Genomic DNA, 12,242 nt, shown 5'->3' with positions numbered 1-12,242 from the left:
GATGGACTCCGGGGCGACGTGTTTGGGAGCGACTCGGGTGACGTACCGCCAATGTAGACCCACGGGTCGGCACGCGCCCGGTGTCACGCCCTCGCGGGCACCCCGGTCAGCGCCGTCACCACCGGATCGAGGGCCTGGTGTATCTCGTCGCCCACCGACCGGAAGAACGGCAGCGGGGCGCCGTACGGGTCGTAGACCTCGTCGGCCTCGGCGGTGGGGGCCAGGAGCCACCCGCGTAGAGCGGCGGCGGCGCGGACCAGGGCTCTCGCGCGAACGACCATGCCCTCCTCCAGCGGAGGCAGGGTGGTGGGGTCGATCGCGCGGACGAGCCGGGTGAACTCCTTCAGGGTGAAGGTGCGCAGCCCCGCGGAGTGCCCCATCGAGATGACCTGCGCCCGGTGGTCGCGCGTGGCCGTCAGCACGAGGTCGGCCCGGATGACGTGCTCGTCCAGCAGCTCACGCCCGGTGAAGCCGGAGGCGTCCGCGCCGAAGTCCGCGAGGACCGCCTCCGCGTTCGCCTCCATCGGCGCCCCCTCGTGCCCCCACGTCCCCGCGCTCTCGACGATCAGCCCGCCCCACAGCGGGTCCCCGAGCCGGTCCGCCAGGGCGTGCCGGGTCAACCGCTCGGTGATCGGCGAGCGGCACACGTTGCCGGTGCTGACGTGGAGGATGCGGAAGGCGTCCCGCGGCAGCCCCGTGAAGGTCCGCGTCTCTTCCCCGTCCCATATGCCACGCCCCGCGTCAGGGGCCGTCAATTCGCCACCTCAAGGTCGGGTACGACCTTGCGGAGCTCCTCCGCCAACAGGGCGCCCGCGCGCAGCAGCACCGGGACCTTGCCCGTGACGTCGACGATCGAGGACGGCTCGTTGCCGGGGGTCGGGCCGCCGTCCAGGTAGACGGAGACGGAGTCGCCGAGCATCGCCTCGGCGGCGTCGCAGTTCTCCGGCGCCGGGTGCCCGGTCAGGTTGGCCGAGGAGACCGCCATGGGGCCGACCTCGGTCAGCAGCTCGATGGCGACCGGGTGCAGCGGCATGCGCACGGCGACGGTGCCCCGGGTGTCGCCGAGGTCCCACTGCAGCGACGGCTGGTGCTTGGCGACGAGCGTGAGCGCGCCCGGCCAGAACGCGTCGACCAGCTCCCAGGCCATCTCGGAGAAGTCCGTGACCAGGCCGTGCAGGGTGTTCGGGGAGCCGATGAGCACGGGCGTGGGCATATTGCGCCCCCGGCCCTTGGCCTCCAGGAGATCGGCCACGGCCTCCGACGTGAACGCGTCCGCGCCGATGCCGTACACGGTGTCCGTCGGCAGCACCACGAGCTCGCCCCGGCGAATGGCGGACGCGGCCTCGCGCAGACCGGTGGCGCGGTCGGTCGCGTCGTTGGTGTCGTATCGCCGTGCCATTTAGCGGGCCTCCTCGTACACGTACTGCTGGGGGGTTGTCGTCGGGCGCGTGCTCAGGTCCGTGCTCATCAGGGCAGCGCCTTGCGGGCGGTCGCGAACCGCGGCCGGTTGTTGAGGTCCGGGTGGTCGGCCGCGTCGGCCCAGCCCCGTTCCTCGGTGAAGATCCACGGCACCTGGCCGCCCTGGGTGTCGGCGTGCTCGATGACGACGACACCGCCCGGGCGCAGGAGCCGGTGTGCGGTGCGTTCCAGGCCGCGGATCAGATCCAGGCCGTCCTCCCCTGAGAACAGGGCGAGTTGGGGATCGTAGTCGCGGGCCTCGGGCGCCACGTACTCCCACTCGGTGAGCGGGATGTACGGCGGGTTGGAGACGACCAGGTCGACCTGTCCGTCGAGGTCGCGGAAGGCGTCCAGGGCGTTGCCCTGGCGCAGGTCGACGCGGGAGCCCGCCATGTTCTTACGGGTCCACGTCAGGGCGTCCTCGGACAGCTCCACGGCGTGCACGCGCGAGCGCGGCACCTCCTGGGCGAGGGCGAGGGCGATGGCACCGGAGCCGGTGCACAGGTCGACGATGAGCGGCTCGACGACGTCCATCGCGCGGACGGCGTCTATGGCCCACCCGACGACGGACTCGGTCTCGGGCCGGGGCACGAACACCCCGGGCCCGACCTGAAGTTCGAGGTAGCGGAAGTAGGCCCGCCCGGTGATGTGCTGCAGCGGCTCACGCTGCTCGCGCCGGGCGATGACCTCCCAGTACCGGGCGTCGAAGTCGGAGTCCTTGACGGTGTGCAGCTCGCCCCGCTTGACGCCGTGCACGAACGCGGCGAGCTCCTCCGCGTCGTTGCGCGGCGAGGGCACACCGGCGTCGGCCAGGCGCTGGGTGGCCTGGGCCACTTCCGCGAGCAGCAAGCCGCGGGGGTTGGGGGGCCGCCCCCCAAGATGATGCTGCACGCAAGTCCTCCGTCGTACTTCTTCGTGCTCGTACGTGCCTTACGCGGCCGCCAGCTTCGCGGCCGAGTCCGCGTCGACGCAGGCCTGGATCACCGCGTCGAGTTCACCGTCCAGGACCTGGTCCAGGTTGTAGGCCTTGAAGCCGACGCGGTGGTCCGAGATGCGGTTCTCCGGGAAGTTGTACGTGCGGATCTTCTCGGAGCGGTCGACGGTACGGACCTGGCTGCGGCGGGCGTCGGCGGCTTCCTTCTCCGCCTCCTCCTGTGCCGCGGCGAGCAGCCTGGAGCGCAGGATACGCATCGCCTGCTCCTTGTTCTGCAGCTGGCTCTTCTCGTTCTGGCAGGAGGCGACGACTCCGGTGGGAATGTGCGTGATGCGCACGGCGGAGTCGGTGGTGTTGACGGACTGGCCGCCAGGTCCGGAGGAGCGGTAGACGTCGATCCGCAGGTCGTTCATGTTGATCTCGACGTCGACCTCCTCGGCCTCGGGCGTGACCAGCACACCGGCGGCGGAGGTGTGGATCCGGCCCTGCGACTCGGTGGCCGGCACGCGCTGGACGCGGTGCACGCCGCCCTCGTACTTCAGCCGGGCCCAGACGCCCTGGCCGGGCTCGGTGGCGCCCTGGCCGCCCTTGGTCTTCACGGCGACCTGAACGTCCTTGTAGCCGCCGAGCTCGGACTCGGTGGAGTCGATGATCTCGGTCTTCCAGCCGACGCGCTCGGCGTACCTGAGGTACATCCGGAGCAGGTCGCCGGCGAAGAGGGCGGACTCGTCGCCACCCGCACCGGCCTTGATCTCCAGGATGACGTCCTTGTCGTCGGACGGGTCCCGGGGCACGAGCAGCAGCCGCAGCTTCTCGGTCAGCTCCTCGCGCTGCTTCTCCAGCTCCTTGACCTCGGCGGCGAAGTCCGGGTCGTCCGCGATGAACTCACGGGCCGTGTCGATGTCGTCGCCGGTCTGCTTCCAGGAGCGGTACGTGCCGACGATCGGGGTCAGCTCCGCGTAGCGCTTGTTCAGCTTGCGCGCGTTGGCCTGGTCCGCGTGGACCGACGGGTCGGCGAGCTTCTTCTCCAGGTCGGCGTGTTCCCCGACCAGTTCCTCGACCGCCTCGAACATCTCTCCGGCTCCCTGTACGACGTTGTGAATGGGCTGCACCGCAAAGCGCCGGTCCCGACGCCCCCGATGGGGGCGCCGCGGACCGGCGCTGGGGGCTCGCTACTTCTTGGCAGCGGCAGCCTTGCCGAAGCGGGCCTCGAAGCGGGCCACGCGGCCACCGGTGTCGAGGATCTTCTGCTTGCCCGTGTAGAACGGGTGGCACTCGGAGCAGACCTCGGCACGGATGGTGCCGCTCTCGATCGTGCTACGGGTGGTGAACGACGCGCCACAGGTGCAGCTGACCTGCGTCTCGACGTACTCGGGGTGGATGTCGCGCTTCAAGGTGTCTCCTAGTTTCGGGAGGGCGCCGGGTCGCTGCCGCGGGCTGCGAGAGCGTGAACCGGAGCCGACGTACCAGTCTGCCAGGACTGGCGCCATCTCCCAAAACCAGGGGGTGCGCACAGGTATTCCCACAGCCGCCGCGTCGCTGCCGCTGAACCTACGCAGCCCGGGCGGCCCGCCGCTGCCTCGCCCCATCCAGCTGCGGGCAGTCGTGCCGCTGGGGCGGCACGGGTGGGCGCAGGCGGCGCCCTGTCAGCGCCGGTAAGCGCCTCCCTGGTCCAGCACGCACCATGGGGTGCCTCATGATCGCCATGGGCGGCTGCCGGCCGTGCGGGGCTGGTCGCGCAGTTCCCCGCGCCCCTTTAGGTGCCGGCGGCCACAACGCCCCCGGCGGCCCCCGTCGCCGTGCCCTTCGTCGCCGACTTCGGGATCGGCTTGTCGGCCTTGAGCGCCGCCCAGACCTGCCGGGACTTGGCCTCGTCCACCAGCACACGGTTCGGGTCGGCGGGGTCGTACTGCACCGGCATCGTGACCATGGTCATGTTCTTGGAGCCGATGCCCTTGAGGCCGTTCGCGAAGGAGGCGAGGTTCTTGACCGTGTCCAGCTCGGAGTCCGTGGTGACGGCGTCGGTCGCGGACTCGGCGAGATCGTAGATCTTCTTGGGGTTGCTGAAGATCCCGACCGACTCGACCTGCTCGATCAGCGCCTTGATGAACGCCTGCTGGAGCTGGATGCGCCCGAGGTCGGACCCGTCCCCCACCCCGTGCCGCGTCCGGACGAGCCCGAGCGCCTGCTTGCCCGTGAGCGTGTGCTCCCCGGCCTTCAGGTCCAGATGGCTGTCGGGGTCCTTGATGTCCTTCGTCGTGGTGATGGGCACCCCACCGAGGACGTTGATCAGCTTCTCGAAGCCCGCGAAGTCGACCTCGATGTAGTGGTCCATCCGGATCCCGGTCATGGACTCCACGGTCTTCACCGCACATGCGGCACCCCCCGTGGAGTACGCCGAGTTGAACATCGCGTACGAGGCCGCCGGGTGCGTCTTGCCCTTCGCGTCGGTGCACTCGGGCCGCTCGACGAGGGTGTCCCGGGGGATGGAGACCACACTGGCCCGCTTGTGGCCCTCGTAGACGTGCACGACCATCGCCGTGTCCGAGCGGGCGCTCCCGTCGTCGACACCACCGCCGAGCTTCTTGTTGCTGCCCGAGCGGGTGTCGGAGCCGAGGACCAGGATGTCCTGCGAGCCGTTGTCGACGTCGAGGGGCCGGTCGGTGCCGAGGGCCTGGTTGATGTCGACGCTCTTGAGGTTGTCGTTGAGCCTGAAGTAGAGGTAGCCGATTCCGGTTCCGCCGAGCACCAGGACACCCGCGGCGGTCCAGACGACGGCGAGCGCCGCTCTGCTGTGGCCGTCGCGGGGCTTGTCGCGAGGCTTGCGGCGGCGCCCCTTGGCGCCGCGATGACGCGGGCCCGTGGTGCCCGTCTTCCCCGGTATGCCGGCGTCCGGCGTGCTCTCGGCGGACATCTGCTCCTCGTTCTCTCTCCGGTCGGTTACCCCCTGCGCTCAGGCCCAGGCCTGTCGGGTCGGATGCGGCCATGCGCTCTTCTCGGCGCCCCATGGCCGCTCCGCCCGGTCAGACGGGATATGCCGGGAAAGGGTTGCACAACGAACGGTGCCCATCGCGTAAAACGCGATGGGCACCGTGTGTGACGGATGAGCCCGGCGGGACCGGGTTCACCTGGTGTTTCAGCCGAGCAGGTCGTACTGGGCGTAGCTGGTTCCGACCGAGACGCGTGTGCTGAAGATCTCGCTCGTGGCCTTGCCGGTGCCCTTGTAGAGGTACAGCGTGCCGGCCGGCGTACGGGCCAGCAGGTCCGCCTTGCCGTCGCCGCTCACATCACCGGGAGTGATGAGCGTGTTGTACGCGCTCCAGTCCGAGCGGACCTTGATCCGGGTGGCGAACGCGCCCGTGCCCGACTTGCCGGTGCCCTTGTAGAGGTAGACGTCCGAGCCGGTCTTGGTGCGCGCGATCAGGTCGGCCTTGCCGTCGCCGGTGAAGTCGCCGTGACCGAGCACCGCGTTGTAGGTGTTCCAGCCCGTGCCGACCTTGACGCGGGTCGAGAACGTCCCGTTCCCCTTGCCCGGGTAGATCCACAGGGCGCCCGCCGAGTCGACCGAGAGCAGGTCGGGCAGGGCGTCCCCGGTGACGTCACCGGGGGTGAGGATCCGGGTGCGGGTGGCCCAGTTGTCGAAGATCTGCGTGGTCGTCCAGGTGCTGGACGAGGCGGACCGCCGCCGCCAGAAGACGTCGCCGTCGGAGGAGCGGCGCAGGACGTAGTCCTGGTAGCCGTCCCGGTTCAGGTCGGTCTGCTGGACCAGGTTGTAGCCCTTCCAGCTGCCCTCGGCGGTCAGGGCCGCGCGGTCGCCGAGCGTGGAGCCCGTGGAGGCGCGGACGTAGCCCGTGCCGGTCTCCTTGTTGCGCAGGAAGACGTCGGCCTTGCCGTCCCGGGTGATGGCGGCGTCGTCGACCCGCGGCTGGATCGCGCCGACGTAGGTGCTGACCTTGGCGAAGACCGGGTAGGCGCCCTTGTACACGCAGTCCTCGACGCCCCACGAGACGACGCCGACGAGCTTGTTGTTGACGACGAGCGGGCCACCGGAGTCACCGTTGCAGGTGGCGGTGGTCGTGGCGTCGGTGCCGCCGGCGGGCTTGCCCGCGCAGACCATGTGCCCCTTGATGAAGTAGGGGCTCCAGGTGTTCCCGCACGTCGTGTCGCTGACGATCGGCAGCGTGGCCGTCTTCAGCGTCTGCGAGATGTCCTGGGTCTTGGAGCTGGTACGGCCCCAGCCGTAGGCCTTGGCGCTGGTGCCCGCCGTGTACGAGGCCGTGTCACCGGACGTCGTCATCTTGAGCGGCGTGGCCTTGACGGGACTGGACAGCGTGAGAACCGCGACGTCGTTGTCGATCGCCTCCTCGTCCCACGAGGAGTGGTTCCACTGGCGCGACACCGTGCTGGGGGTGCCACCGTGGTAGTCGAGGTGGTCGAAGCTGCCGTCGTCGTTGTAGACGGCGGTGGGCAGCTGGTCGGTGCCGGTGACGACCTCGCCGTACTTGACCCAGTTGTAGTGGTTCTTGTCGACGCAGTGCGCGGCGGTGAGGATCTTCGTCGGCGAGACGACCGTGCCGCCGCAGAAGAATCCGAGGTCCTGCGTCTCGTCGTAGTACCAGAGCTGCGCCATCCAGGGCGCCGAGGCGATGCTCGTCTGCGAGCCGCCGATGATCTGGGCCGACGGGTTCAGGCCGCTGTCGCTGCCGGTGTCCGCGCTCGCGGTGGACGACGGCTCCCGCGTCATGGCAGCGGTGTCGTCCGCCGCCATCGCCTTGGCGATCCGTACATCCGCCTCGTCCGGTGTCGAGGTGGTGTCGGCGCCGGCCGCGCCCGCGGACGACATCAGCAGCGTCCCGGCTATCGCGGCGGCTATGGCTCCGGACAAAGGTCTAGCCACTCAATTCCCCCCTGGGAGTGCAATGGTTGAGCATGCTTGATCAGAACGTGAAGAAGCTGATCGTAGAAGACCGTGATCGTACACGTGTCCCCTACAGAAAACTGGGGCCACCCTCACAAAGAGGGTGGCCCCAGCACTTTCAGAGGTACGAGACCTAGTCGCCGTTACCGGGCATCGGCGTCGTCTTCTGGATCTGCAGCAGGAACTCGCCGTTCGACTTCGTCTGCTTCATCTTGTCGAGGAGCAGTTCGATCGCCTGCTGGGAGTCGAGCGCGTGCAGCACCCGGCGCAGCTTCCAGGTGATGGCGAGCTCGTCGCTGCCGAGCAGGATCTCTTCCTTACGGGTACCGGACGCGTCCACGTCCACCGCCGGGAAGATGCGCTTGTCGGCGAGCTTCCGGTCGAGCTTCAGCTCGGCGTTGCCCGTGCCCTTGAACTCCTCGAAGATCACCTCGTCCATGCGGGACCCGGTGTCCACCAGGGCGGTGGCGAGGATGGTCAGCGAGCCGCCGTCCTCGATGTTCCGGGCCGCACCGAAGAAGCGCTTCGGCGGGTACAGGGCGGTCGAGTCGACACCACCGGACAGGATGCGGCCGGAGGCCGGCGCCGCCAGGTTGTAGGCACGGCCCAGACGCGTGATGGAGTCCAGCAGGACGACCACGTCGTGGCCCAGCTCGACGAGGCGCTTCGCACGCTCGATGGCGAGCTCGGCGACCGTCGTGTGGTCCTCGGCCGGGCGGTCGAAGGTCGAGGAGATGACCTCGCCCTTCACCGACCGCTGCATGTCGGTGACCTCTTCCGGACGCTCGTCGACGAGGACGACCATCAGGTGGCACTCGGGGTTGTTGTGCGTGATCGCGTTGGCGATCGCCTGCATGATCATGGTCTTGCCGGTCTTCGGCGGGGCCACGATCAGACCGCGCTGGCCCTTACCGATCGGCGCGACGAGGTCGATGATGCGGGTGGTGAGCACGCCCGGGTCGGTCTCCAGGCGGAGCCGGTCCTGCGGGTACAGCGGCGTCAGCTTGTTGAACTCCGGGCGGCCACGGCCGTGTTCGGGCGCCATGCCGTTGGTGGAGTCGAGGCGGACGAGCGCGTTGAACTTCTCGCGGCGCTCGCCGTCCTTGGGCTGACGCACGGCACCGGTGACGTGGTCGCCCTTGCGCAGGCCGTTCTTGCGGACCTGGGCGAGGGAGACGTACACGTCGTTCGGACCGGGCAGGTAGCCCGAGGTGCGGATGAACGCGTAGTTGTCGAGGATGTCCAGGATGCCCGCGACGGGGATCAGGACGTCGTCGTCGGCGAGCTGCGGCTCGGGGGCGCCGATCTCGTCACGGCCGCGACGGCCGCGACGGTCCCGGTAGCGGCCGCGACGGCCACGGCGTCCGCCGTCGAAGTCGTCGTCGTCCTGCGGGCCGTTGTCACGCTGACGGTCCTGACGGCCGCCGCTCTGCTGCTGGCCCTGCTGCTGGCCGCGGTCGCGCTGCGGCTGGCCGCCGCCCTGCTGCTCGTCGCCCTTGCCGCGGCGGCCGCGGTCGCCGCGCTCACCGCGGTCCCCACGCTCGCCCCGGTCACGGCCACGCTCACGGCGGCCCTGACGGCCCTCGCCGCCCTGGTCACCGGCGTCGGCCTTGGTCTCGGCCTGCGCGGCCGGGGTCTCGGCCTGCGGCTCGCTCTTCGCCTCGGCGGCGACCGTCTCGGGGCTGCCCGCGTCGGCGGTGGCCCGGCGCCGACGGCGCTCGGTGGGCGCCTCGTCGCCACCGGCCGGCTGGCCGGGGATCTCGATCTGCTGCTGGGCCACGGCCTTCTCGGCCTTCTCGGCGGGCGCCGCGGTCTTCTTGGCGGTGGCCTTCTCTGCGGTGGCCTTCTCGGCCGGGGCGGCGTCGTCGCCCGTACGCGCCTTCGAGGTGGCGCGGCGCTTCGGCTTGGTCTCGGTGGCGGCCTCGGCCTTCGCCGGGGCACCCCCTCCCGCCTGCGCCTCCTTGATGACCTCGATCAGCTGGCTCTTGCGCATCCGCGCGGTGCCCCTGATGCCGAGGCCGGATGCGACCTGCTGCAGCTCGGCCAGCACCATGCCCTCGAGGCCGGTGCCACGGCGCCGCCGGGAGCCGGCACCGCTGGCAGGCGCGGCGTCCGTGGCGGGCGCGGCAGCGGTGTCCTCGACACGTGCGCCCATCAGATCGGTGGTGTCGCTCACGAAGGGTCCTTCCCTGGAGCGGACGTCGGCCTTCTGGCTCGGCGACCGTTTGTGCTGTCCGGCTTCGGTCCTGTTCGTGTGGACCGTGCCGGGGCGGTGGTCCGCCAAAGGCGGCGGAGGGGAATTTCTGGTGATTCGGCGCTTTCCGGGCCGTGGCACTGAGTGTCTGTGTCACGCGGCTCGGCGATGCGCCGGTTCCGGAGCCTGCTCGGCAGACCGCTCAGTGCCTGCGTACGGCGTACAGCTTGACGTACGAAGCACAGTGCGGCTTGGGAGACTCCCGGAAGAATGGTTGTCCCGGACGGGGACGATAAGCACCTCGCCATGGCTGGGGCAGGTGCAGACTTGAGGTTAACACTACCGGATCCAACAAACATTCCCCCTCTCGAAATCCGGCAACCGAACGCCTACTCGTCGCCGCTGTCGGCGCCGGGTTCGGCGACGGTGGTGGTGAGCGGCAGGACACACGCCCCTCGGGCGTCGAGGTCCAGCCGGTTGGCGGCCCATCCCGTACCCGCGAGATCGGCCACCTTGTCGGCACTGGCCTCGTCGGCCAGGGCCAGGACCGTGGGTCCGGCGCCGGAGATGACCGCCGGGACGCCGTCGGCCCGCAGTCGCTCGACCAGGGCCGCGCTCTCCGGCATGGCGGGCGCCCGGTACTCCTGGTGCAGCCGGTCCTCGGTGGCGGGCAGCAGCAGCTCGGGACGCCTGGTCAGGGCTTCCACGAGGAGGGCCGCCCGGCCCGCGTTGGTGGCCGCGTCGACGTGCGGGACGTTGCGCGGGAGCAGTCCGCGCGCCGTCTCCGTCAGAACCGCTTTCCCGGGGACGAAAACCACCGGAACGATGGAATCCGCGGGGTCCATCCTGATCGCCCGCGCGGCGCCGCCCTCCATCCAGGAGAGGGTGAAACCACCGAGGAGACAGGCCGCGACGTTGTCGGGGTGGCCCTCGATCTCCGTGGCCAGTTCGAGCAGCGCGGCGTCGTCGAGCCGGTTGTCGCCGCCTATGGTCACGGCGCGGGCGGCGACGATGCCGGCGCAGATGGCGGCGGAGGATGAGCCGAGGCCGCGGCCGTGCGGGATGCGGTTGGCGCAGACGATCTCCAGGCCCCGGGGCTGTCCGCCCAGCAGGTCGAAGGCGGTGCGCAGGGAGCGGACGAGCAGATGCCGCTCGTCGCGCGGGAGCGTCTCGCTGCCCTCCCCCGCGATGTCGACGTGCAGGCCGGAGTCGGCCACCCGGACGACCACGTCGTCGTAGAGCCCCAGCGACAGGCCGAGGGCATCGAAGCCCGGACCGAGATTGGCGCTGGTGGCGGGGACGCGCACCCGTACGGCGGCGGCGCGGAACGCTGGACCGGCCATCGCTCGATGACTCTCCTTGAGCTGCGAGATTGACGATTGTCGAATGACATTCGATTGACGTTCGACAGGTACCTGAAACCCGGCGGCCGCCGAGGACGGCACGGCGCCGCGCCCTTGCGGGGCATATGCAGCGGGCGGGTTCACCACAGCCTATCGAAGGAAGGTTCTGTGGCGACATAGGGCGCACAGGAGGCGCACGATGCGTGTCGTAAGCCCCCTGTGCACCCCCTGTCGGGTCCTGTCAGGGTTATCCCCCGAGAATCCACGTCTACGCGCGGCTCTCAGGTCTTTTCGAACGGCTGGGCGAGAGGATACGCGAGCGCCCGGGGGTGTGGTTACGCGAGACCGAGGCGCTCGGCCGCCGTCGCCGCGTCCACCGGGACCGTGACGGGCTGCGGGGCGCCCGCGACGGCCCAGTCCGGGTCCTTGAGGCCGTTGCCGGTGACCGTGCAGACGATGGTCTGGCCCGGATCGACCTTGCCGGCCTCGGCGGCCTTCAGCAGACCGGCCACGGAGGCGGCGGAGGCGGGCTCCACGAAGACACCCTCCTGAGCGGCCAACAGCCGGTAGGCGCGCAGGATCTCACGGTCCGTCACCTCGTCGATGAAGCCGCCCGACTCGTCCCGCGCGGCCAGGGCGTAACTCCAGGACGCGGGGTTGCCGATGCGGATCGCGGTGGCGATCGTCGACGGGTCCTTGACGACCTCGCCGCGCACGATCGGCGCGGAGCCGGAGGCCTGGAAGCCCCACATGCGGGGCGTCTTCGCGGCGATGCCGTCGGCGGCGTACTCCTTGTAGCCCTTCCAGTACGCCGTGATGTTGCCCGCGTTGCCCACCGGCAGGACGTGGATGTCGGGCGCGTCGCCGAGCATGTCCACGATCTCGAACGCGGCGGTCTTCTGGCCCTCGATGCGCACCGGGTTCACCGAATTGACCAGCGCCACCGGGTAGTTGTCGCTCAGTTCACGCGCGAGGGTGAGGCAGTCGTCGAAGTTGCCGTCGACCTGGAGGATCTTCGCGCCGTGCACCAGGGCCTGGCCCATCTTGCCCAGCGCGATCTTGCCCTGGGGGACGAGCACGGCCGAGACCATGCCCGCGCGGACGGCGTAGGCGGCCGCGGAGGCAGAGGTGTTGCCCGTGGAGGCACAGATGACGGCCTTCGCGCCTTCTTCCTTCGCCCGGGTGATGGCCATGGTCATACCGCGGTCCTTGAAGGACCCGGTGGGGTTCGCGCCCTCCACCTTGAGGTGGACCTCGCAGCCCGTGCGCTCCGAGAGCACCTGCGCGGGGACGAGGGGCGTGCCGCCCTCGCGGAGCGTCACGACCGGCGTGCTGTCGGAGACGGGCAGCCGGTCCCGGTACTCCTCGATGATTCCGCGCCACTGGTGGGTCATT

Annotated in this window: 10 protein-coding genes; all 10 read right to left on the bottom strand. The window is 70.1% G+C overall.

Annotated elements, in window-relative coordinates; genetic code table 11:
• Window positions 1-83 precede the first annotated feature (83 nt).
• Window positions 84-755, bottom strand: coding sequence for an arsenate reductase/protein-tyrosine-phosphatase family protein (locus PUR53_RS37190; RefSeq protein ID WP_329898396.1), 672 nt, complete (start codon window positions 753-755; stop codon window positions 84-86).
• Window positions 752-1,399, bottom strand: coding sequence for an L-threonylcarbamoyladenylate synthase (locus PUR53_RS37185; RefSeq protein WP_329911277.1), 648 nt, complete (start codon window positions 1,397-1,399; stop codon window positions 752-754). The genes PUR53_RS37190 and PUR53_RS37185 overlap by 4 nt, the downstream gene beginning before the upstream one ends.
• Before the next feature lie 68 nt (window positions 1,400-1,467).
• A complete protein-coding gene (prmC, locus tag PUR53_RS37180) occupies window positions 1,468-2,307 on the bottom strand; it encodes a peptide chain release factor N(5)-glutamine methyltransferase (RefSeq protein WP_196790165.1) in 840 nt (279 codons plus the stop codon).
• Between the two features lie 81 nt (window positions 2,308-2,388).
• Complete coding sequence (gene prfA / locus PUR53_RS37175; protein WP_329898395.1) at window positions 2,389-3,465, bottom strand: peptide chain release factor 1; 1,077 nt, start codon at window positions 3,463-3,465, stop codon at window positions 2,389-2,391.
• A gap of 99 nt (window positions 3,466-3,564) precedes the next feature.
• A complete protein-coding gene (gene rpmE, locus PUR53_RS37170) occupies window positions 3,565-3,786 on the bottom strand; it encodes a 50S ribosomal protein L31 (RefSeq protein WP_028804216.1) in 222 nt (73 codons plus the stop codon).
• Between the two features lie 362 nt (window positions 3,787-4,148).
• Window positions 4,149-5,306, bottom strand: a complete 1,158-nt coding sequence (locus tag PUR53_RS37165) for an LCP family protein (protein ID WP_329898394.1) — start codon at window positions 5,304-5,306, stop codon at window positions 4,149-4,151.
• Window positions 5,307-5,528: 222 nt separating this feature from the next.
• The gene (locus PUR53_RS37160) at window positions 5,529-7,235 is read right to left on the bottom strand and encodes a trypsin-like serine protease (RefSeq protein WP_329898479.1); all 1,707 of its coding nucleotides are present in this window, start codon (window positions 7,233-7,235) and stop codon (window positions 5,529-5,531) included.
• 208 nt (window positions 7,236-7,443) lie between these two features.
• A complete protein-coding gene (gene rho, locus PUR53_RS37155; protein WP_329898393.1) occupies window positions 7,444-9,486 on the bottom strand; it encodes a transcription termination factor Rho in 2,043 nt (680 codons plus the stop codon).
• Window positions 9,487-9,893: 407 nt separating this feature from the next.
• Entirely contained in the window at window positions 9,894-10,847 is a 954-nt protein-coding gene (gene thrB, locus PUR53_RS37150) for a homoserine kinase (RefSeq protein ID WP_329911275.1), read from the bottom strand.
• A 335-nt stretch (window positions 10,848-11,182) separates the two neighbouring features.
• The gene (gene thrC / locus PUR53_RS37145) at window positions 11,183-12,241 is read right to left on the bottom strand and encodes a threonine synthase (RefSeq protein WP_329911273.1); all 1,059 of its coding nucleotides are present in this window, start codon (window positions 12,239-12,241) and stop codon (window positions 11,183-11,185) included.
• Window position 12,242 lies beyond the last annotated feature (1 nt).

Source organism: Streptomyces sp. SP18BB07 (assembly GCF_036322545.1).
GTDB classification, from domain to species: domain Bacteria; phylum Actinomycetota; class Actinomycetes; order Streptomycetales; family Streptomycetaceae; genus Streptomyces; species Streptomyces deccanensis.
Note: the sequence above shows the minus strand (reverse complement) of the source record. Positions and strands in the feature narration are given on the sequence as shown.